Origin of the sequence: Methanoculleus frigidifontis (assembly GCF_030464345.1) — an archaeon.
Taxonomy (GTDB): Archaea; Halobacteriota; Methanomicrobia; order Methanomicrobiales; family Methanoculleaceae; genus Methanoculleus_A; species Methanoculleus_A frigidifontis.
This window is the reverse complement of the sequence record NZ_VCYH01000006.1, coordinates 151,442-173,323: the sequence shown is the minus strand read 5'-3', so window position 1 is coordinate 173,323 and position 21,882 is coordinate 151,442. Positions and strand designations below refer to the sequence as shown.

The window sequence follows — 21,882 nt, the reverse complement described above, 5'->3', positions numbered from 1 at the left end:
CGGAATAATTCCGAAGAAGAATGGCGGCCGGATGAGCGAACGAAGGCAGAATCACAGACCCATGACGGCTATATGAGGGAGAATAATGTTCAGGAGGATGTCTCACCCGGCTCACCCCGAGATCGTCCGTCTGAAGGCATCTGTGCGGATTATAATTCCGGAGTATATTTCACAACATTTCGGACATTTAAACGTTTAAGGAAGGCATTTGGAGAAATTGCGTGCGTTTCATCGGCAGAATCCATCCTGCCTTACTTCCCCCTCCACCTGCAGACGTTCGGATCGGGTTTTCGGGATCAGGGAAGGCAGCCATGCCGGGGAGTCGAGCCCATTCCCCAGAGCCTGCCCTCGTGATGGTGCTTCCCACGGTCAGCGTCCGGGGCGCCGCAACGCATCCGGGCAAAGGTGCGAACGTCCGCACTCACGGTGCAGGCGTGATTCACCGGAACAAAAAAGGTGTTTAGAGTTCGTCCGCAAGGACGTCCTTGAGATCGAACTTGAACGGGCCGAGGTTGCCGCCGAAGTTGCCGGCACTGATGAACGTGACGCCGGGAACCTTGCTTGCAGCCTTGATGCCCTCGGCCATGGCCATCTTGACTGCGTCCTCGTCGACACCGTCGATGACGATCTCGTAGAGGGCGTTGACACCCTCGGGCACCTTGCTCCCCTCAACCTTGTCCTTCAGGGTGGGGCAGTAGGCCTCGTTGGTGCTGGCAACCATGAACTTGTACTTGCTGCCGACCTTCGAGCCGCTCGACACGATACCGCCGGGGAACGGGGTAATGACACCGCAGACGCCGCTGATTGCGTCGACCGCTGCCTGGGCTCCGATGAGAGCGGACATCTGGGTTTCGCCCATGACGAAGAGATTGCCGCCGGCAACACCCTTCACGGCGCCGAACTCCTCCTCACCGATGTACTCGCCGCCCATGATCGGGATTGCCCAGACGGTCCTGCCGCCGACCTCGCGCTGCTCCTCGTATTTGTCACCGAAGAAGTGGAGCTTGACCGGGATCTTCTCCGTGACCTCCGCTACGACATCGGAGAGGCCGTCGAAGACCGCCGTCGTCGGGGCGGTGAGGATACACTCACCGATACGCTCGACGAGCTGCTCTTTCAGTTTCTTCTTGGTAGCACAGATGAGGATTGCATAGCCGGGTCTGCCGTCGGGAGTCTCGTCGGGCGAGACAAAGCAGTCGATCCCTGCCTCGGCAGGGCAGCCGATTGCGGAGGTGGCAAAGCCGGTCGCCTCAACGGCTGCCTTGTATGCCCACTCCTCGGTGACCGCAGTGATGATGACACGCGATACCCAGGTCGGGAAGGCCTCTGCATACGTATCGTCAATTGGTACGCCATTCAGTTCCATAAACGGTATTCACCTCGTTTCTACAATGTCATGATGTTGGTAAAAGAAGGTTTCTTTTTCATCTCCAACCGGGAGTCGCTGGGATGCCGGAGGCGAAAGTCCCCGCCTGCAGGAGCCGTCCCGGCCTTCCGGTCGCAGCGTACCGGCAGATCGCTACCGACAGGCGGAACACCCCGCCTCCCGAAATACCTGCAGTGCGAGATGCCCTCGCCGGCACACCGGCTGCCACGAGCAGGTGCGGTCGCATCTTCGCTCTCGTGCACCCGTATGCATGGATAAAAACGCAGCGATGGCGGGAAGACGGATGCCGCATCCGCATCAGCTGGACGAGAGATGCATATGCACACACCGGCCGGCCGGACCGGCAGGCCGCCGATCTCACATCTGCATTCGCTCCGGAAATAGTACCCGAACAGACCTAAATCCGGGAAAAAGATTGAATAACAGAGCGCATCTGACATTCCGGGCTGCAGAGGATATAGATCTGCAAAATAGTCTGCAGGATACTGCAACGGACGTACCATCCGGAAGGAATCTCTAATTCAGGGGATACGGGGCGAACGTTCATACTTTCCGAATATAAACCTTCCTGTTACGTCCCGGGAACGCATAGACCGACAGACTCGAGAATAAGTTGTTTTAGTTAATTAAGTAAACTATTTAACAGATTGCAATGAATATTTCATTGCGTCATCGGATTTAAAAACTGCTAAAATACAGAAGGTTTATGTATACCACTTGACAACTTTTTTTATATCGATTTTTAATCGATCAGATCTGGTGCGTGATACCATGGCATTTGCATTGCACATCAATATGGAACGATGTACAGGCTGCAACAACTGCGTGGTGGCATGCCCTGTTGACGCCCTTGAGCTCTACACTGAAGACCCGGTGACCAAAGAGAAGATTTACCGGGTGAAGGATGGCAAAGCCATTGTTCTTGACTTCAATTCCGAGCTCTGCGCCGGTTGCGGCGTGTGTGTCCAGGCCTGCCCCTACGACGTTATCAAGCTTGTTGGACCCTGGGAAACGAGAGCTAAGACCCGGAAAGCGGTAGTGTAGGAGTGATTCTAGATTATGACAATGTTTCCGAAATACTCGAAGAAACAGGAAGGTCAGAACGTTATTATGGAGCAGCGGCTCCTCAAAAGCGTCAACAACCTTGTCCTGAACTCCGAGACATGCACGGGATGCGGCATCTGTGTCGATGCGTGTCCTGAGGAGGCCATCGCGCTCGGACCCGTCGGCGCAGCACGGCGCGGTGCGGTTGAATATGCAGCACCCGTCGATGTCGACGCTGAGAAGTGTTCGTACTGTGGTGTCTGCGTGATCATGTGTCCGTTCAACGCGATGACCCTGAAGATCGATGACGAGGAGCGGCTTCCGATCCTCGAACAGGAAGGGTTCCCCCAGTACGACATGGTCACTGCGATCGACGAAGAGAAGTGCAGCAGGTGTACTACCTGTGAGGAAGTCTGTCCGAGAGACGCCATCGTCCGCGATGTGCCCGCATTTGAGGGTGCCTCCGAGGAAGGCAAACCCCGTCAGGCGGCTCTTGAGACCAAGACCACATTCAACGTCGATACCGAGAAATGCAATATCTGCGGCATCTGCGGTGAGCTCTGCCCCGCTATCGACGTAAAACGCAAGCCCGTCAGTGCCGAGAGCGGCAAGATCGAGGGTGAGGTCGTGTGGGACGAGGCGCAGTGCGACGCCTGCGGCATCTGTGTCGAAGCCTGCCCCGAGGACTGCATCACCGTCGAGCGCGAGGTCGTCAGCGACAAGCTCCCCGGCAAGGTCGATATCGCCCAGGACACCTGCTGCACCTGCACCTGGTGTGTCGAGTCCTGCCCTGAAGAAGCGATCACGGTCGAGAAGATCTTCGAGGGCGACATCGAGTTCCACCCCGAGAAGTGCCCCGGCGGCTGCTCCACCTGCGTGGAAGTCTGCCCCTGCAATGCAATCTATCTGCCCAGCCCCTCCCCCGCAAAGGAGATGAAGGGCCAGATCGAGCCGAACATCGCCGTCAACAAGGACTACTGTATCCTCTGCGGTGCATGCGTCAACGCCTGCCCCGGTGAAGATGTCATCGTCCTGCGGCGCACCGGTGTCCGCATGAAAGGCAAGGAGACCGATCTCTTCAAGCGCATCAAGGAGAAACTCCTCACACCGAGGACGTCGAAGGTCAAAGAGACCGTATCCGGTGAGGGCGAGGTCAAAGTTCTGGAAGAAGCGTGAGGGATAGTCATGGCAAGATCGAAGAATTACCAAGACCCAAAACTGGAAGAGAAACTGAAGGATCGGAAGTACTACGCGACCGACAGCAACCCTGATTTCCTCAAGGAAGTCGAGAAGATCGGGCAGACGATCGCCCACATGTGCTACCAGTGCGGTACCTGCACCGGTTCGTGCCCGTCGGCACCCCGGAGTTCCTACCGGATCCGGCTGTTTATGCGCAAGGCCGTCCTCGGGCTCGAAGAGGAAGCGCTCACCGACCCGGACCTCTGGCTCTGCACTACCTGCTACAGCTGCACGGACCGCTGCCCCCGCGACATCGCACCAACGGATGTCATCATGGCAATGAGGAATCTGGCAGCCAAGCGCGACATCGTTCCGCGCAACTTCCTCCAGACCGTCCAGCTCATCTATAAGTCCGGACATGGCGTCCCCAATAACGACGTCAACCGGGCAGCCCGCGTGAAACTCGGCCTTGAGGCAGAGCCTGAGACCACGCACAAGTACCCCGAGTACATCCCCGGCATCCAGAAGATCATCGATCACTACGAGCTGAAAGCGAAAGCAGACAGATTAGTGGCACAGGGTGAGTAAAGAATGAGCGGAAACAACATGCGTCAATATGCATTTTTCCTGGGATGCATTGCCCCGAACCGGTACCCTGGCATCGAGGCGGCGGCCATCAAGACCAGCAAAAAAGTCGGGATCGAGCTCTTACCCCTGAAGGGAGCGAGCTGCTGCCCTGCCCCCGGTGCGTTCGGTTCTATCGACCTGAACATCTGGTATGCGATGGCAGCCCGGAACGTCGTCCTCGCCGAGCAGATGAATATGGACATCGCCCTGATCTGCAACGGCTGCTACAAGTCAATCTACGAGGTCAACCACAAACTGAAACACAACGACGAGCTCCGTGACGGCGTCAACGAGGTGCTCAAGGAGATCGACATGGAGTTCAAGGGAACCGTCGATGTCTGGCACCTTGCCGAGCTCTACTACGACCCCGAGATCGTCGGTATCAAGAAGCTCGCCGACAGCGTCACGCGCCCCCTCACCGGTGCGAAGATTGCCGTCCACTACGGCTGCCACCTGATGAAGCCCAAGAAGGAGCGGCACTTCGGCAACACCGAAAACCCGATGTGGATCGAGGAACTGGTCGCTGCACTCGGCGCCGAGCCCGTCCAGTACCGCAACAAGATGCAGTGCTGCGGTGCAGGCGGCGGTGTCCGTGGATACGACCTTGCCCATGCGCTCGATATCACGAACGAGAAGATGATCAACCTGCAGGAAGTCGGTGCCGACGCACTGACCGAGGTCTGTCCGTTCTGCCAGCTCCAGTATGACAGAGGCCAGATTGAGATCCAGGAGAAGTTCGGCAGCACATACGGCCTCCCGGTACTGCACTACAACGAGCTCCTCGGATTGGCACAGGGCATGAACCCGGACGAACTTGCTCTCGACCTCCACGCTGTCGACGTTGAGCCGTTCCTGAAGAAGATCCTGTGAGGTGCAAAACATGGCAGAAGTAAACAAGAAGGAAGAACAGCCGAGAATTGGCGTTTTTGTGTGCCACTGCGGCACCAATATTGCAGGTTCCGTCAACATTCAGGACGTCATGGATTACGCCAAGACGCTCCCGAATGTTGCCGTCTCCGATGAGTACCAGTACATGTGCTCGACACCCGGACAGGGAAAGATCGCCGACGCCATCAAAGAGCACAACCTGACCGGCATCGTCGTTGCGGCGTGTTCCCCGCGTCTCCACGAACCCACCTTCAGAAATGCAACCAAGGCGGGCGGCTTAAACCCCTTCCGGTTCGAGATGGCAAACATCCGTGAGCAGAACTCCTGGGTGCACATGCACCAGCCCGAAGAGGCAACGGAGAAGGCAAAGGACGCCGTCAGGATTGCCGTCGCAAAGGCCTCCAAGCTCGAGGACCTCTACCCGAAGAGCGTGCCCGTCGAGAAGACGGCCATGGTCGTCGGCGGTGGTGTCGGCGGCATGCAGGCAGCACTCGACCTTGCCGACGCAGGCATCAAGACCTACCTCGTCGAGAAGACCCCGACGATCGGCGGACGGATGTCCCAGCTCGACAAGACGTTCCCGACGCTGGACTGCTCGCAGTGTATCCTGACCCCGAAGATGGTGGACGTCTTCAGGAACGAGAACATCGAGCTCCTCACCTACACCGAGGTCGAGGAAGTGGCCGGATACATCGGCAACTTCGACGTCACCCTCAGAAAGAAGGCCCGCGGTGTCATCACCCCCGACGAGGCCGAGGCAAAGGGCATCGTCGGCGGCGGATGTACCGGCTGCGGTGACTGTGTCGCAGTCTGCCCCGTCATCAAGCCGAACCCCTTCGAGCTCGGCATGGCTCCGAGGAAGGCAATCTACGTCTACCACCCGCAGGTCGTCCCCCTGATCTACACCGTCGACTTCGACTCCTGTGTCAAGTGCGGCCTCTGTGTTGAGGCATGCGGCGATAAGAAGGCAATCGACCTCGAGATGGAAGACGAGCTCATGACCGTCAAGGTCGGAACCGTCGTCCTTGCAACCGGGTACGAGATCTTCCCCATCGAGAAGAAGTTCGAGTGGGGGTACAAGAACTTCGACAACGTCATCACGTCCCTCGAGTTCGAGCGGCTGATCTGTGCGTCCGGCCCGACCGGCGGCAAGCTGATCCGGCCGAGCGACGGCGATAAGCCGAAGAAGGTCGCCTTCGTGCTCTGTGCAGGGTCGCGTGACACCACCGGCATCGGCAAGCCGTACTGCTCGCGGTTCTGCTGTATGTACTCCCTGAAGCACGCCCACCAGATCATCGAGAAGATGCCCGGCGCAATCCCGTATATCTTCTACATGGACATCAGGTCCTTCGGCAAGATGTACGAGGAGTTCTACTACCGTATCCAGGACGAGGGCGCGAAGTTCATCCGCGGCAGGGTCGCAAACATCACCGAAGACCCCGAGACCAAGAACCTCTACGTCCACGCTGAGGACACGCTCCTCGGGCGGCCGGTTGACCTCGAGGTCGACATGGTCGTGCTCGCCGCAGCCATCCAGCCCACCGCCGAGACTGAGAAGACCCGGAGACTCTTCGGTGTTTCCTGCTCGCAGGACGGCTGGCTCCTTGAGGCGCACCCGAAGCTGAACCCGTGCGGAACCACGACTGCCGGTGTCTACCTCGCAGGTGTCTGCCAGGGACCAAAGGACATTCCCGACACGGTCGCACAGGCCGAAGGTGCCGCGTCCGCAGCATCCATCCCGATCCACAAGGGAGAGGTCGAGCTTGAGCCCTACTTCGCCCAGTGTATTGAGGAGAAGTGTGCAGGCTGTGGTCTCTGCGTACCCCAGTGCCCCTACTCCGCACTCGCACTCGTCGAGAAGGACGGCAGGACGGTCATGCAGGTCACGGAAGCAAAGTGTAAGGGCTGCGGTACCTGCGGCGGATTCTGCCCCGGCGGCGCAATCTGGATGCAGCACTTCGCGACCCCGCAGATCGTTGCACAGATTGATGCATTCCTCCTTGGAGGTGAACAGTAAATGGCAGAAGAGAACTGGAAACCGAAGATCATCGCAATCATCTGCAACTGGTGTTCGTACGCAGGGGCAGACCTTGCCGGCGGCGCCCGTATTCAGTACCCGCCCGATGTCCGCGCCATCCGTGTCATGTGCACCGGACGTGTTGACCCCCTCTTCATCCTGAAGGCATTCCAGGATGGAGCAGACGGGGTTCTCGTCTCCGGGTGTCACTTCGGTGACTGCCACTATCTCGAGGGCAACTACAAGTGCGCCAAGAGGATGTTCCTCTTAAAGAGCGTGCTCAAGAACCTCGGTATTGACGACAAGCGTCTCCGCATGACCTTCGTCTCCGCATCCGAGGGTGCAAAGTGGGGAACGGTCATGACGGACGTCATCAAGACGGTTAAAGACCTCGGCCCGAGCCCGATCAAAGAGTTTGCCAAGTAAATATATCAATATAATCTCACCAATATATTAAACAGGGGATGAAAAAATTGGCAATCAAAGTAAATCTGATCACGGGTCGTTCGATTCAGCAGGGCGTCTCGATGGAAGGCGGGAAAGAAAAACCCGCCTATACCGCTGCCTGCGGTATCATCGAACTTGACCCTGCCGAATTCAAGCGGCTGGGTACGTACCGGAACACCAACGTCCGCGTCACCAGCGAGTACGGCAGTGTTATCGTCAAGGCAGTCGAGGCAACCCAGGGGCCGCACCCGGGGGTTGCCTATATCCCCATGGGCCCGTGGGCCAACATGGTGATCAACCCGAACACCTATTCAACCGGTATGCCGACCTTCAAGGGCACGCCCGTCGAGGTCGAGATTGCAAAGAACGGACAGGTTCTGGACTCGCTCGATCTCGTGCGGAAAGCATGCAGGGGTGAAGTAGTATGACAAAGACTGTTACCGATGTCGTCTGCCCCTTCTGCGGAACGCTCTGCGACGACCTTGAGGTTGTCGTCAGCGACGACGGCAAGCAGCTTCTCGAAGTTTACAACGCCTGCGCCATCGGCGCCGAGAAGTTCCTCCACTCCCAGGCAGAGGACCGGCTGACCCGGCCGCGCCTGCAGCAGGAAGACGGCTCCTGGAAGGACGTCACCTACGACGAGGCAATCGAGTACACCGCACAGATGCTCGCTTCGTCGACAAAACCACTCATGTACGGGTGGAGTTCCACGAACTGCGAAGCACAGGGCGTCGGTTCCGAGATCGGCGAGATCACCGGTGCTGTCATGGACAACACCGCAACCGTCTGCCACGGCACCAGCCTGATCGCCGTGCAGGATATCGGTATCCCGCACTGCACGCTCGGTGAGGTCAAGAACCGTGCCGACCGCGTTGTCTTCTGGGGCTGCAACCCGGCCCACGCCCACCCGCGGCACATGTCCCGCTACTCGATCTTCCCCCGCGGATTCTTCACCGGGAAGGGCCACAAGGGTCGGAAGGTAATCGTCATCGACCCGCGGAAGACCGACACGGCGAACGTCGCCGATGTCCACCTGCAGATCGAGCAGGGGCGCGATTACGAGCTCCTCGACGCGCTCCGTGTCGCCTTCAAAGGCCTTCCGCTGCCCGATGTCGTGGCAGGTATCCCGAAGGAGCAGATCTACGAGGCCGCCGAAGTTCTCAAGAGCGGCCGCTTTGTGATCATCTTCTTCGGTATGGGTGTCACCCAGTCACTCGGGAAGAACCACAACATCGATGAAGCAATCGCGGTCACCCGTGACTTAAACGAGTACACGAAAGCTGCCATCATGCCGATGCGCGGCCACTACAACGTGACCGGCTCCGGCGCGGTCTGGGGCTGGCAGTTCGGCTTCCCCTTCGCGGTCGATCTCTCCCGCGGGTTTGCACGCTACAACCCCGGCGAGACGACATCGAACGACCTCTTGCGCAGGGGCGAGGTAGACTCCGTCTTCGTCCTCGGCAGCGACCCGGGTGCACACTTCCCGTTCAGCTCGGTGAAGAAGATCTCGGAGCTGCCGTCGGTCTGCATCGACCCGCACCAGACGCCCACCACGGCAGTCTGCAAGTTGCACGTCCCGGTCGCCTTCGTCGGCGTCGAGATCGGCGGCTGTGCGTATCGTATGGATAACGTTCCGATCGAGACCCGCAAGGTCGTCGAGGCCCCCGAAGGCATGATGACCGATGAGGAGTTCCTCGAGAAGGTTCTCGTACGGATCAAAGAGATCAAGGGGGAGTGAACGATGGCAGAGTATATCATCAAGAATGGTTTCGTCTTCGATCCGGTTCTCGGCATCAACGGGGACAAGACGGACGTCGCCATCAAAGACGGCAAGTTCGTCGAGACGACACAGCTCGCAAACCCGAAGACGATCGACGCTACCGGCATGACCGTCATGGCCGGAGCCGTCGACATCCACGCCCACGTGGCCGGCCCGAAGGTCAACACCGGCAGAAACTTCCGGCCCGAAGACAAGCTCTTCAACTGCACCCCGCGCAGGGGTGTCGAGCGGATGCAGGGCGGATTCTCGGTTCCGACCACCTTCAAGACCGGCTACGACTACGCTCGGATGGGCTACACGACTGTCATGGAAGCGGCCATGCCGCCGCTCTATGCACGCCACACCCACGAGGAGATCCGGGACACCCCGATCATCGATCAGGCAGCCTTCCCGGTCTTCGGGAACAACTGGTTCGTGCTCGAGTACCTGAAGAACAACGAGATCGAGAACACGGCATCCTACATCGCCTGGCTGCTCCGGGCAACCAAGGGATACGCCGTCAAGGTCGTCAACCCCGGCGGCACCGAGGCATGGGGCTGGGGTCTGAACTGCGAGAACATTCACGACCCGGTGCCCTTCTTCGACATCACCCCTGCACAGATCGTGAAGGGCCTGATCGAGGCGAATGAGTACCTCGGCCTGCCGCACTCGATGCACGTTCACGCAAACAACCTCGGAAATCCGGGCAACTACACGACCACCCTGGACACCTTCAAGCTCTCCGAGGGGATCAAGCCCCGCGGCGGGTGGGGCCGCGACCAGGTGATGCACCACACGCACGTCCAGTTCCACTCCTACGGCGGCGACAACTGGGGCAACTTCGAGTCCAAGTCGCCCGAGATCATGGACTACGTGAACAGCCACGACAACATCACCATCGACATCGGCCAGGTCACCCTGGACGAGACGACGACGATGACCGCGGACGGGCCGTTCGAGCACCACCTGACCGAGCTCAACCATCTCAAGTGGGCGAACACCGATGTGGAGCTCGAGACCGGATCCGGTGTCGTTCCGTACGTCTACAGCCCCACGATCAAGGTCTGCGCCATCCAGTGGGCTATCGGTCTCGAGCTCGGACTCCTCGCAAAGGACCCGATGCGCGTCTTCATCACGACCGATCATCCGAACGCCGGACCGTTCATCCGCTACCCGCGTGTCATAAAGTGGCTGATGAGCCAGCAGTCGCGTGAGGAGATGCTGAACGGCTTCAAGCACAGTGAGAAGGTCATCGACGCCACGCACCTCATGGGCATCGACCGCGAACTCTCGCTCTACGAGATCGCCCAGATGACCCGTGCAGGAACCGCCAAGGCGCTCGGTCTCGGACACATGTACGGCAGCCTGAAGCCCGGGCTCGAGGCGGACGTCGCAGTCTACGACTTCAACCCCGAGCAGGAGCACGCGCCCGACGATATCGAGAAGGCCTTCGGCAATGCACGCCATCTCTTCAAGACGGGCATGCAGATCATCAACGAGGGCGAGATCGTCAGCAACGGCAACAAGCGCACCCTCTGGGTGAACGCCAGAGTCAACGAAAACCCCCAGGTCATGCGCGATGTGAAAGAGAAGTTCCTCCGCTACTACACCGTCACGCAGAACAACTACGAGGTTGCAGGCCACCACTACGTGCCGAACCCGTACGTCATCGAGGTAGATGCAACACAGTGAGGTGCAAAGACAATGGAGACTGTTACACTCACCATAAAAAACCAGCCCTCACTCTACCTCGAGGCTGACAACATCAGCCCCGATGCCTTTGCAGGCAAGAGCGCCGAAAATATCGCTGCTCTGCACGCATACGAGGGCAACACGCAGACGACGCTCGGCGACCACTTCGAGATCTCCGGCAAGGGCGGTGCCACCGCGACCGAGACCAGGATCATCGTCAACGGCGACGTCTCGAAGGTTAAGTACATCGGCATGAAGATGACCGGCGGCGAGATCGTCGTCAACGGAAACCCCGACATGTATGTCGGCGCCTGGATGCAGGGCGGAAAGATCACCGTCAAGGGCAATGTCGATGCCTTTGCCGGCACCGGTATGAAGGGCGGCGAGATCGTCATCGACGGCGACGCAGGCAACTACCTCGGCGCCGCCTACCGCGGCGACTGGCGTGGCATGCAGGGCGGAAAGATCACCGTCAAGGGCAACGCCGGCAGCGATATCGGCACCTTCATGAACGGCGGCGAGATCGTCATCGGCGGCGACGTCGACGTCCACGTGGCCACCCATGCCGAGGGCGGCAAGATCGTCGTCAAGGGCAATGCAAAGAGCAGGGTCGGCGGCCAGATGGTCGAGGGCGAGATCATCGTCTTCGGTGATATCGAGGTCATGATGCCCGGGTTCATCTACCGCAAGGACGTCGACCTCGAGGTCGACGGCATCTCGGCCAGGTTCGCCCTCTACGAGGGTGATATCGGCGAGCGGCACCGCAAACGAAAGGGCGAGGTCATTTACGGCAAGCTCTACCAGAAATATTAATCACTCATTTTTTTTCCACCCGCCGGGGTTTATAATGCACATGCACCAGAAATATAAAATAGTGCTACTTTTTCATACCGTTCATCACACTCCAGAGAAAGTATAAAAAAAATAATATATTGGGCGTTTACGCCGAAAAACGGGACGATTTATTATTTTCAGAATTTTATATATTCCCCGGCACATATAAATAGCAATGCTTATATGCGCGGAGAGAGTTATTACCTTTTGTCCCCATGAGGACGTGCAGTAGTGACTTCCATCCATCATCAGAATGACTTTTAGCGTTCAGTATTCAGTTACAGACCGTATGTATTAAAAGAGGGTAAATGGAGGAAAAATATGGCAAAATACTCAGAAACAATTGACCTGTACGACGATGCAGGCAAGCTGCTGAAGAGTGGTGTATCACTCGAAAAGATCAGCCCGCTGGTCAACCCGGCAACCAGGAAGCTCATCGACCTCACGAAGAGGACGATTGCGGTCAACCTCGGCGGCATCGAGGCCGGACTCAAGACCGGCAAGATCGCCAAGGGCAACATCCTCGGCCGTGAGCTCGACCTTGACATCGCCGGCAACAAGGACGCAATCGTTGCCAAGATCAAGGAGATGGTGCAGGTTGAAGACGGCGACGACACCAACATCCGTGAGTTCGGCGGCGGCAAACTGCTCCTCGTCGAAGTCCCCAAGGTTCGTCTCGACGCTGCATCCACCTACGACGCTGCCGTGACCTCGGTTGCATCCGCGACCACCTACGCCATCGTCGAGCAGTTCGGCATCGACATGTTCAACGCATCGACGGTCAAGGCGGCAGTCTGGGGCAGCTACCCGCACACCATGGACATGGTCGGCGCAAACGTCACGTCCGTTCTGTCCAACCCCCAGAACAACGAGGGTCTCGGGTATGCTCTCCGGAACATTCCGGTCAACCACGTGGTCATGATGACCAAGCGGAACGCAATGCAGGGTGCGGCACTTTCGTCCACGCTCGAGCAGGCGGGAATGTTCGAGATGGGCAACGCAATCGGCCCGTTCGAGCGCGCCCAGCTGTTGACCTACGCCTACCAGGGCTTAAACGCCAACAACATGGTCTACGACCTCGTCAAGGAGAACGGCCAGACCGGAACCATCGGTACCGTCGTCCAGAGCGTCGTCGAGAAGGCCATCGAGGACAAGGTCATCGTCCCCGGCAAGAAGGGCGGCTACTTCCAGTTCTACGACACCAAGGACCCCATGCTCTGGAACGCCTACGCTGCAGCCGGAACCATGGCAGCAACCATGGTCAACTGTGGTGCCGGACGGTTCGCCCAGGCAGTCTCCTCGACGCTGCTGTACTTCAACGACCTGCTTGAGCACGAGACCGGCCTGCCCGGCTGTGACTACGGCCGTGTGATGGGTACTGCCGTCGGGTTCTCGTTCTTCAGCCACTCGATCTACGGTGGCGGCGGTCCCGGTGTCTTCAACGGAAACCACGTCGTGACCCGGCACGCCGCCGGTGTCGCCATCCCGTGTGTGGTCGCTGCAGCTGCGCTCGACGCAGGAACCCAGATGTTCTCGCCCGAGAGCACATCCAAGGTCTACGGCGACACCTTCGGCCAGGTCGACGTGTTCAACGCACCGATCCAGCAGATCGCCAACGGTGTGTAAATATCATAGAGATTGAGAATGACTGACGCCACATACCCTCAGTATCGAATCATTTCCGCGCGGTTCCTCAAACCCGATACAGCGGAGCGCCTCCTGAACCGGATCGTCGAGATCGGCGGGATCCGACGGATGTCCATCAACGGACCGTCCATTCCCGCCACCGTCCCCTACGGCCCTGCCCGGGGGAAACCCAATCCCCATCCGGACAGGAAGGTCATCCATATCGGCGATCAGGAACTGCAGCTCAGAGTACAGGTCGGCACCATCCTCCTGGAACTTGAGGATGAAAGTCCCGCTTCCGCCATGAAAGAGGCATGCGACGAGGTCTTCGGAGACCTGGGATTTTCCTATACGTTCCAGCAGGGGCGCTACATGAAGACGCAGCCGACAATGTCTGACTACGCCAAATACGGTCCCGACGCCGACACTATGGTGCTCGGGCTCGTCGATCCGAAGCGGAAAGACAGATTCACCGTTGTTCAGGGAAGATAATGCCAATCGGAAGAGTAACCCAGGTCGTTGACTGCCGCGAGAGCATGGGGATGGGAAAAGGAGGCGGGCTTGCCCAGCGGGGCACCATCTCCGAGTCCAGAAACCCCGATGTCATCGTCATCGGCATGTCTCCCGGCCGCCGTCACGTAACCAAACCGGTCTGCGATATCACCTCCGGCCTCCGCCGTGAGGGAGCAGAGTTTTCGGTCACCACCCTGGTGCTGAACGCAGGGAGCGGCGTCCCCGCCGACTCACCGGTTGCGGGCCACGTGCTCGGCGCGTATTTCGGGCTTACTCCGAAAGAGATCGCGCAGATCGAGCAGCATAAAGTAGCGATCCTCCATCACGGGAACGTACGCTCTCACGTGGTGCAGAAGGTTCGCTTCATCCTCGAACATGCAAATATCAAGGCAATCGTCGTCTCACAGGCACCCATCGACTACGAGGACCTGGCACGAGAAGGCATCAGGACCGCATACGTCATGCCGCCGCCCGACAAGGTCACCACCCAGGGTATGGTGATGGAGATCGTCAGCGGGGTGACGCGCGGACAGACCCCTTCGCGTGAGAAACTGGCAGAGGTCATTCGTGCCGTTATGAAGGTTATTAAAAACTCAACATGAGGTGAAAAGCAATATGGCATACAAACCCCAGTATGGACCGGGAACCACGCAGGTCGCCGAGAACCGGCGCAAGCAGATGAACCCGGAGTACAAACTTGAGAAGATGCGGGACATCACCGATGAGGACGTCGTGCTGATCCTCGGCCACCGCGCCCCGGGATCCGCCTACCCGACCGCCCACCCGCCGCTCGCCGAGCAGCAGGAACCCGACTGCCCCATCCGCAAGATCGTCGCCGCGACCGAGGGCGCCAAGGCCGGCGACCGCGTCCGCTACATCCAGTTCGCGGACTCGATGTTCAACGCCCCGTCCCAGCCCTACCAGCGGACCTACACCGAGTGCTACCGGTTCCGTGGTATCGACCCCGGTACGCTCTCCGGCCGTCAGATCGTCGAGTGCCGCGAGCGTGACCTCGAGAAGTACTCCAAGGAACTCATCGAGACCGAGATGTTCGACCCTGCCCGCATCGGCATCCGTGGTGCGACCGTGCACGGCCACTCGCTCCGTCTCGCAGAGGACGGCATGATGTTCGATATGCTCCAGCGCTGTGTCCTCGGCGAGGACGGCGTCGTCCGCTACGTCAAGGACCAGATCGGTGAGCCCCTCGACCGTGCCGTCGAAGTCGGCAAGCCCCTCGACGAGAACTGGCTCAAGGCGCACAGCACCATCTACCACTCGCTCGTCGGCACCGCCTACCGTGACGATGCTGAATATGTCGAATACGTTCAGCGGATCCACTCGCTGCGTACGAAATACGGCTTCATGCCCAAGGAGGAGTGATTCACATGGCAAAGATTGAGAGATCCCAGAAACTGTTCCTGAAAGCCCTCAAGGAGAAGTTCCAGGGACAGGACGTCGAGTCCGAGACGACCGAGTTCTACAAGTTCGGCGGTCTGAAACAGTCTCCCCGCAAGATGGAGTTCATGAAGGCGAGCCGCGCCATCGAGATGGACCGTGGCATCTCCATGTATGAACCCGAGCGCTGCCACCTCGGCGGTATCCCGCTCGGCCAGCGCCAGCTGATGACCTACGAGGTCTCCGGCACCGGCGTCTTTGTGGAGGGTGACGACCTGCACTTCGTCAACAACGCTGCCATGCAGCAGTTCTGGGACGACATCCGCAGGACGGTCATCGTCGGCATGGACCTTGCCCACCAGACCCTGCAGAAGCGTCTCGGCAAGGAAGTTACCCCCGAGACGATCAACGAGTACCTCCATGTCCTGAACCACGCAATGCCCGGCGCGGCAGTCGTTCAGGAGCACATGGTCGAGACCCACCCCGGCCTCGTCGACGACTGTTACGTCAAGGTCTTCACCGGCGACGACGAGATGGCCGACGACATCGAGCCCCAGTTCCTGCTCAACATCGAGAAGCTCTTCCCGGCAAAGCAGGCGGAAGCCCTGAAGGCGGCCGTCGGCAAGTCGATGTACCAGGCAATCCACATCCCGACCTCGGTCTCCCGCACCTGCGACGGTGGAACGACCTCCCGGTGGTCCGCCATGCAGATCGGTATGTCCTTCATCGGTGCGTACCGCATGTGCGCCGGTGAGGCAGCCGTCGCCGACCTGTCGTACGCCGCAAAGCACGCAGGCGTCATCCAGATGGCATCCCACCTGCCCGCCCGCCGTGCCCGCGGCCCGAACGAGCCCGGTGGTATCATGTTCGGTCTCTTCTCCGACATCATCCAGACTGACCGCACGCACCCGCACGACCCCGCCAAGGCGTCCCTTGAGGTTGTCGGTGCCGGCACCATGCTCTTTGACCAGATCTGGCTCGGCTCCTACATGTCCGGCGGTGTCGGGTTCACCCAGTACGCGACCGCGGCATACACCGACAACATCCTGGATGAGTACACCTACTACGGTATGGACTACATCAAGGACAAGTACAACGTCGACTGGAAGAACCCGAACCCGGACGACAAGGTCAAGCCCACCCAGGAAGTCGTCAACGACATCGCAACCGAGGTCAACCTCAACGCCATGGAGCAGTACGAGCAGTTCCCGACCCTGATGGAGGACCACTTCGGCGGTTCCCAGCGTGCCGGTGTCATGGCTGCCGCCTGCGGTCTCTCCACCGCAATCGCTACCGGCAACTCCAACGCCGGTCTGAACGGATGGTACCTCTCCATGCTCCTGCACAAGGACGGCTGGTCGCGTCTCGGCTTCTTCGGCTACGACCTGCAGGACCAGTGCGGTTCCTCGAACTCGCTCTCCATGCGGCCCGACGAGGGTGCGATGGGAGAAGTGCGCGGACCGAACTACCCGAACTACGCAATGAACGTCGGACACCAGGGCGAGTACGCCGCCATCGTCGGCAGTGCCCACTACAGCCGCGGCGACGCCTGGTCGTTCAACCCGCTCGTGAAGATCTGCTTCGCGGACCCGTCCCTGAAGTTCAACTTCGCCGAGCCCCGCCGCGAGTTCGCGAAGGGAGCAATCCGCGAGTTCATGCCCGCCGGCGAGCGTTCGCTCATCATTCCGGCACGGTAAACCCAACACAACTTTTTTTTCTTTAGCGTAAACGCACATGCGAAAACGAGTGGTTTGAGCGACTTTTTGCATTTCGCAAATTTAAACGCCAAAACTTTTCGAAACCTTTAATTAAGTCATAAACAACTGTTAGATGAACCACAAAGGTTTTGTACTGAACTCTGGTGCGTAGAAGCACGCAGGGAGGATGCTAAATGGAACAGATATTGTTTGGCATCGGAATTACCGCAATGGCAGGTGCTCTTGCAACCGTTGCCGGCGCTGCGGAGGACACTGAGTCTGACATCGGATCACAGGGTGATCCGAACTCACAGGTTCAGCTTGCTCCGCAGATGGGCTATATTCACCGTATTTTCAACAAGGCTGTTGCCGGTGAACCGCCCGCCTACGGTCTCTGGGTTGCGCTGGGCGCTGGCATTGCCTGGGCATTCATGGCGATGCAGATAAACGCGATTCTTGCAATCGTAATCGGGAGCGCCCTTGCAGTCTTCGTACAGGGTGTGTACGCAACGACTGCGTATCTTGGGCGTACCGCAAGTCTCGCAAAATTCGGACAGCCGGTGTACATCGACATCATCAAGTCGGTAACCACCGTGACCATGGCGCATGCGTTCGTCGCGATCTTCACGACGGTAGCGATGTGCCACCTGATGAACGCCGCACTCGGGCACCCCTTCCCGCTGCCGCTGCTCGGCCTCGTATGGGGTATTGCGCTCGGTGCAGCCGGCTCTGCAACCGGTAACCCGTTCTACGGAAAGGAGCGGCAGTACCAGGAACAGAAGTTCGGCGCCGGTGTTCCGATCTCCGCGTCCGGCAACATCGTCCGCTACGCGGAAGCCGGTCAGAGGAGCTCCATCGACAACGGCTGGTTCACGACCAAACTCGGAGGCCCGGCATCGGGTGTCTGTTTCGGTTTGATCGTGTTCTTCGAACTCTGGCGTACCGTTGTCTTTGAAGAACTCAACGTCTGGGCACCGATCATCGTTGGTGTCGTCATTATCCTCGTCTTCATGGTCATCGACCGTTACATCGAGGTCTGGGCACGCAAGAACTTCGGACCCTACACGACTGAAACCGAGGAGGCTGCAGCATGAGCGCACTCGGCGGACCCGCACAGACCGGCGGCGTTCAGCAGCCAACCGCAATCGGTATCGTCGGCGGACTTGTTCTCATCATCATCGCCCTCGCCATCGCGTTCTTCGTCGTTCAGATGGCAGGCCTCATCGCGCTCATCGGCATCATCATCGGCGGCGTTCTGGTCGCCTTCGGTGTCCACTTCGTCCCTGTCGGCGGTGCTCCCGCTGCAATGGGTCAGGCCCCCGGTATCGCTACCGGTGTGGCGATGCTCGCAGCCGGTGCCGGCCTTGCCGGACTCTTCGGCGGCGCATGGGCAGCTGAGTTCGGCCTCGCCGTCGCACTTGCCGGCGGCGCAGTCGGTGGCGGCCTGATGATGGCGATCACCTGTCTCATGGTCAACGTCACCTACATCTTCGGCATGGGTATCCCTGCCGCATCCGGTAAGGTCGACAAAGACCCGATCACGGGCGACACATTCCCGGCATACAAGAGCCAGGGAACCGAGGGACACGGACTTCCGTTCATCTCCTATGTTGGCGGTGTTATCGGCGGTACGCTCGGCGGCCTTGGCGGAACGCTGATCTACCTCATGCTCCTCGGGGTCTATGAGGAAGTTCTCCCCGTTACCCTGAACGCATCCGTCGAGGAGATCGCACCCGTGGCAGTCTCGCTTGCCGGTATCTTCGCAGTCGGTATGTTCCTTGTAAACGCCGTTCTGGCAGCATACAACATCACCGGTACCATCGAAGGCCCGCACGACCCCAAGTTCAAGCGGTTCCCGCGTGCAGTGATTGCAGCAGCAGTCGCTTCCGCCGTAACCGGGATCGTTGCAATCATGCTGGTGGGGGTGCTCTAAATGACAGTGAAAGTAGAAGTCGGTGCAGGCGGAATCCCGCACAACCAGATTCTGATCTACGGCCTCGTGGGATCCCTGGTGCTCATCTACCTGACCTACCTGAACGTGATCTTTGACACGACGGTCTTCTCGTTCCTCGGCGGCCTTGGTGCCGTCGCAGCGCTCGTATGGGGAACCGACACGATCAAGCACCTCTGCAGCTACGGTCTCGGTACGGGTGTGCCCTCCGCAGGTATGATCGCACTCGGTTCCGGTGTCGTGGCCATGCTGCTTGCAACCACGACCGGCATCCTCGCTCCGATCGTCGCCCTGATCGTCTCGGCGATCGTCGGCGCCATCGCCGGGTTCCTGGCGAACAAGGTCGTCCGTATGGACATCCCGGTCATGATCATGTCGCTGACCGAGCTTGCAATCGTCGGTGCGCTGACGCTTCTCGGGTTCGCGGTCATGGTCGGCGGAACGTTCGACTTCCTCGGCCTCGCCGTCGGCACCACGACGTTCCTCGGGTTCACCGTTGAGTCGTACGCCGCATCGGTCATCGGCGGCAGCATCGTTGCCGTTCTCTTCATGCTCGGTGCAATCGCCATTCAGCACTCGTTCAACGCCTGTCTCGGCCCCGGCGAGCAGCAGGACCGCACACTCATGCTCGCTGCAGAGTGCGGCTTCCTCTCGATGATCGTCATCTCGGTCATGTCGTTCGCGTTCATCGGGTTCATCCCGGCGGTCATCTCGCTCGTGGTCTCCGTCGCAGGCTGGTACTACACCTATGCGAAGTACATCGAGCTCTCCAAGCGCGATGCCTACGCATGGCTCGATGCAAAGCCGATCCTTGAGCCGAAGGGAGGTGCATAAATGGGATACGTTCTTGTACTGCCCGAATTCGGTCTCGTCGCAGACCCGATCATCGGCCTTGTTACCACCGCCGGTGAATCGTATGCACCGGTGATCGACCAGGTGGCCGAGCTCGAGACGATCGCCGACGACCTCGTGGGCATGCTCTCCGGTGAAGGGAACTTCCTCGCGTCGTTCCCGAACAGAGAGGGCGTCCTCACGATCGCCGGCAGCGTGACCGCATTCTGGTACGGAATGGCAGTCGGCCTGCTGATTGCAGGTGTCATTGTATTCGGACTTGTGTGAGGTGAAAGAACATGGCAGAAAAGAAATCTCCAGCCAGCGGATGGCCGATTGTTCAGGGTGACTTCCACACGGGAGACCCACAGAGCTGCGTCGCCGTCGTCACCATGGGATCTCACCTCGACGAGCAGGGCATCTGCGATGCAGGAGCCGCAATCGCCGGCTCCTGTAAGACCGAGAACCTGGGTCTTGAGAAGATCATCGCAAACATCATCTCAAACCCCAACATCAGGTTCGTCCTGAACTGTGGAACCGAGGTCAAAGGCCACCTCTCCGGACAGAGCTTCATCGCTCTGCACGCGGGCGGTGTCTCCGGAGGAAAGATCGTCGGCGCCCAGGGCGCAATCCCCTTCATCGAGAACCTCGATGACGCAGCCATCGGCCGGTTCCAGGAACAGGTCGAGATGGTCGACATCATGGAATCCGAGGACATGGGTGCGATCTCCGCGAAGATCAAGGAACTCACGGCAAAAGACCCCGGCGCGTTCGGCGCCGAACCCATGGTTATCGAGGTCAAGGAAGCAGGTGCAGGCGAAGAGGAGGTCGGCGGTGAAGTCAGACCGCTCTCCGGTGAACTTGCTCTCATCCATGCCCGCATGAAGATCATCGAGCAGATGGTCACCGACATCGGATACCGCGACAGGTTTGCAGCCGGCGTGTATGCAGGAAAGATCGAAGGGCTCATGATCGGTCTGATCGTGTCGTTCGCCATTCTGGGGTTCATATTGCTCGGGTGATATAAGTGGCAGAAGAAGGTACTAAATCAGCAGGCCCTATCAGGATGGCCGCCATCGACAGAACGATGGGCAACATCCGCTATAAGGCTCAGATTATGGCCCGCACGAACAAGCTTGAGTCAGGCATCCAGAGCGGCGGTCTCGTCGGCTTTGCAGTCGGCATCATCGCCGCCATGTTGTTCATCCTGGTGCCGGCAGTCCTCCTGGGGGCGATCTAACATGGCAGAGAAGAAATCTCCAGCCAGCGGATGGCCGATTGTTCAGGGTGACTTCCACACGGGAGACCCACAGAGCTGCGTCGCCGTCGTCACCATGGGATCTCACCTCGACGAGCAGGGCATCTGCGATGCAGGAGCCGCAATCGCCGGCTCCTGTAAGACCGAGAACCTGGGTCTTGAGAAGATCATCGCAAACATCATCTCAAACCCCAACATCAGGTTCGTCCTGAACTGTGGAACCGAGGTCAAAGGCCACCTCTCCGGACAGAGCTTCATCGCTCTGCACGCGGGCGGTGTCTCCGGAGGAAAGATCGTCGGCGCCCAGGGCGCAATCCCCTTCATCGAGAACCTTGATGACGCAGCCATCGGCCGGTTCCAGGAACAGGTCGAGATGGTCGACATCATGGAATCCGAGGACATGGGTGCGATCTCCGCGAAGATCAAGGAACTCACGGCAAAAGACCCCGGCGCGTTCGGTGCCGAACCCATGGTCATCGAGGTCAAGGAAGCAGGCGGCGCAGAGATGGGCGGCGCGGTTGCAGGTGCAAACCCGCAGTTCCTTGAGATCGAGTCCAGGCTCGATGCAATCGAAGAGCAGATCGAATTCGTCGATGCAGAGATCGCCCAGCGGGTCGGCAGAAAAGTCGGCCGCGATATCGGCATCCTGTACGGACTGGTCGCAGGCCTGATTGTATTCATGATGTTGTTGGTATTGCTGCCGAAACTGGGTGGCATTGCGTAAGGAGGATTGAAAA

The 21,882-nt window shown here is 59.0% G+C and carries 23 protein-coding genes; 22 read left to right on the top strand and 1 reads right to left on the bottom strand.

The window, feature by feature from the left end; all coding sequences use genetic code 11:
• Positions 1–460: 460 nt before the first annotated feature.
• Entirely contained in the window at positions 461–1,366 is a 906-nt protein-coding gene (fhcD, locus tag FGU65_RS10590; RefSeq protein WP_301664435.1) for a formylmethanofuran--tetrahydromethanopterin N-formyltransferase, read from the bottom strand.
• Between the two features lie 792 nt (positions 1,367–2,158).
• On the opposite strand from fhcD, the gene FGU65_RS10585 reads away from it, so the two are divergent.
• The 22 genes from FGU65_RS10585 to mtrA (FGU65_RS10480) all read left to right on the top strand — a co-directional run bounded on the left by FGU65_RS10585 (position 2,159) and on the right by mtrA (FGU65_RS10480) (position 21,869).
• Positions 2,159–2,431 carry a ferredoxin family protein gene (locus FGU65_RS10585; RefSeq protein WP_301664434.1) on the top strand — a complete coding sequence of 91 codons (273 nt, stop codon included), beginning with the start codon at positions 2,159–2,161 and terminating at the stop codon, positions 2,429–2,431.
• A gap of 15 nt (positions 2,432–2,446) precedes the next feature.
• Positions 2,447–3,607 (top strand): 4Fe-4S binding protein, encoded by a 1,161-nt coding sequence (locus FGU65_RS10580; RefSeq protein ID WP_301664433.1) that lies wholly within the window; start codon positions 2,447–2,449, stop codon positions 3,605–3,607.
• Between the two features lie 9 nt (positions 3,608–3,616).
• Positions 3,617–4,198 carry a CoB--CoM heterodisulfide reductase subunit C gene (gene hdrC / locus FGU65_RS10575; RefSeq protein ID WP_301664432.1) on the top strand — a complete coding sequence of 194 codons (582 nt, stop codon included), beginning with the start codon at positions 3,617–3,619 and terminating at the stop codon, positions 4,196–4,198.
• Positions 4,199–4,201: 3 nt separating this feature from the next.
• Positions 4,202–5,107 (top strand): CoB--CoM heterodisulfide reductase subunit B, encoded by a 906-nt coding sequence (gene hdrB / locus FGU65_RS10570; RefSeq protein WP_301664431.1) that lies wholly within the window; start codon positions 4,202–4,204, stop codon positions 5,105–5,107.
• A 10-nt stretch (positions 5,108–5,117) separates the two neighbouring features.
• Positions 5,118–7,142, top strand: coding sequence for a CoB--CoM heterodisulfide reductase iron-sulfur subunit A family protein (locus tag FGU65_RS10565; RefSeq protein ID WP_301664430.1), 2,025 nt, complete (start codon positions 5,118–5,120; stop codon positions 7,140–7,142).
• Positions 7,143–7,568, top strand: coding sequence for a hydrogenase iron-sulfur subunit (locus tag FGU65_RS10560; protein WP_301664428.1), 426 nt, complete (start codon positions 7,143–7,145; stop codon positions 7,566–7,568).
• A gap of 38 nt (positions 7,569–7,606) precedes the next feature.
• Positions 7,607–8,017: a molybdopterin dinucleotide binding domain-containing protein gene (locus tag FGU65_RS10555; protein WP_301664427.1), complete on the top strand. Its 411-nt coding sequence runs from the start codon at positions 7,607–7,609 to the stop codon at positions 8,015–8,017.
• A complete protein-coding gene (locus FGU65_RS10550; protein ID WP_301664426.1) occupies positions 8,014–9,327 on the top strand; it encodes a formylmethanofuran dehydrogenase subunit B in 1,314 nt (437 codons plus the stop codon). Before FGU65_RS10555 ends, FGU65_RS10550 begins: the two co-directional genes overlap by 4 nt.
• 3 nt (positions 9,328–9,330) lie before the next feature.
• Positions 9,331–11,040, top strand: coding sequence for a formylmethanofuran dehydrogenase subunit A (locus tag FGU65_RS10545; RefSeq protein WP_301664425.1), 1,710 nt, complete (start codon positions 9,331–9,333; stop codon positions 11,038–11,040).
• 12 nt (positions 11,041–11,052) lie between these two features.
• Positions 11,053–11,853: a formylmethanofuran dehydrogenase subunit C gene (locus tag FGU65_RS10540; RefSeq protein ID WP_301664424.1), complete on the top strand. Its 801-nt coding sequence runs from the start codon at positions 11,053–11,055 to the stop codon at positions 11,851–11,853.
• Positions 11,854–12,195: 342 nt separating this feature from the next.
• Entirely contained in the window at positions 12,196–13,500 is a 1,305-nt protein-coding gene (gene mcrB / locus FGU65_RS10535; protein WP_301664423.1) for a coenzyme-B sulfoethylthiotransferase subunit beta, read from the top strand.
• Between the two features lie 18 nt (positions 13,501–13,518).
• Entirely contained in the window at positions 13,519–13,992 is a 474-nt protein-coding gene (mcrD, locus tag FGU65_RS10530; RefSeq protein WP_301664421.1) for a methyl-coenzyme M reductase operon protein D, read from the top strand.
• Positions 13,992–14,615, top strand: coding sequence for a methyl-coenzyme M reductase I operon protein C (mcrC, locus tag FGU65_RS10525; RefSeq protein ID WP_301664420.1), 624 nt, complete (start codon positions 13,992–13,994; stop codon positions 14,613–14,615). Before mcrD ends, mcrC begins: the two co-directional genes overlap by 1 nt.
• A gap of 13 nt (positions 14,616–14,628) precedes the next feature.
• The gene (gene mcrG / locus FGU65_RS10520) at positions 14,629–15,393 is read left to right on the top strand and encodes a coenzyme-B sulfoethylthiotransferase subunit gamma (protein WP_301664419.1); all 765 of its coding nucleotides are present in this window, start codon (positions 14,629–14,631) and stop codon (positions 15,391–15,393) included.
• A gap of 5 nt (positions 15,394–15,398) precedes the next feature.
• Positions 15,399–17,105 carry a coenzyme-B sulfoethylthiotransferase subunit alpha gene (gene mcrA, locus FGU65_RS10515; protein WP_301664418.1) on the top strand — a complete coding sequence of 569 codons (1,707 nt, stop codon included), beginning with the start codon at positions 15,399–15,401 and terminating at the stop codon, positions 17,103–17,105.
• A gap of 194 nt (positions 17,106–17,299) precedes the next feature.
• Positions 17,300–18,199, top strand: coding sequence for a tetrahydromethanopterin S-methyltransferase subunit E (mtrE, locus tag FGU65_RS10510; RefSeq protein ID WP_301664417.1), 900 nt, complete (start codon positions 17,300–17,302; stop codon positions 18,197–18,199).
• Positions 18,196–19,038 carry a tetrahydromethanopterin S-methyltransferase subunit D gene (gene mtrD, locus FGU65_RS10505; RefSeq protein WP_301664416.1) on the top strand — a complete coding sequence of 281 codons (843 nt, stop codon included), beginning with the start codon at positions 18,196–18,198 and terminating at the stop codon, positions 19,036–19,038. Before mtrE ends, mtrD begins: the two co-directional genes overlap by 4 nt.
• Complete coding sequence (mtrC, locus tag FGU65_RS10500; protein ID WP_301664415.1) at positions 19,039–19,890, top strand: tetrahydromethanopterin S-methyltransferase subunit MtrC; 852 nt, start codon at positions 19,039–19,041, stop codon at positions 19,888–19,890. It abuts the gene before it with no gap.
• Positions 19,891–20,175 carry a tetrahydromethanopterin S-methyltransferase subunit MtrB gene (gene mtrB / locus FGU65_RS10495; protein WP_301664414.1) on the top strand — a complete coding sequence of 95 codons (285 nt, stop codon included), beginning with the start codon at positions 19,891–19,893 and terminating at the stop codon, positions 20,173–20,175.
• Between the two features lie 11 nt (positions 20,176–20,186).
• Positions 20,187–20,909, top strand: a complete 723-nt coding sequence (gene mtrA / locus FGU65_RS10490; RefSeq protein ID WP_301664413.1) for a tetrahydromethanopterin S-methyltransferase subunit A — start codon at positions 20,187–20,189, stop codon at positions 20,907–20,909.
• Between the two features lie 5 nt (positions 20,910–20,914).
• Complete coding sequence (locus FGU65_RS10485; RefSeq protein ID WP_301664412.1) at positions 20,915–21,127, top strand: tetrahydromethanopterin S-methyltransferase subunit F; 213 nt, start codon at positions 20,915–20,917, stop codon at positions 21,125–21,127.
• A 1-nt stretch (position 21,128) separates the two neighbouring features.
• Positions 21,129–21,869, top strand: coding sequence for a tetrahydromethanopterin S-methyltransferase subunit A (gene mtrA, locus FGU65_RS10480; RefSeq protein WP_301664411.1), 741 nt, complete (start codon positions 21,129–21,131; stop codon positions 21,867–21,869).
• Positions 21,870–21,882: the final 13 nt, after the last annotated feature.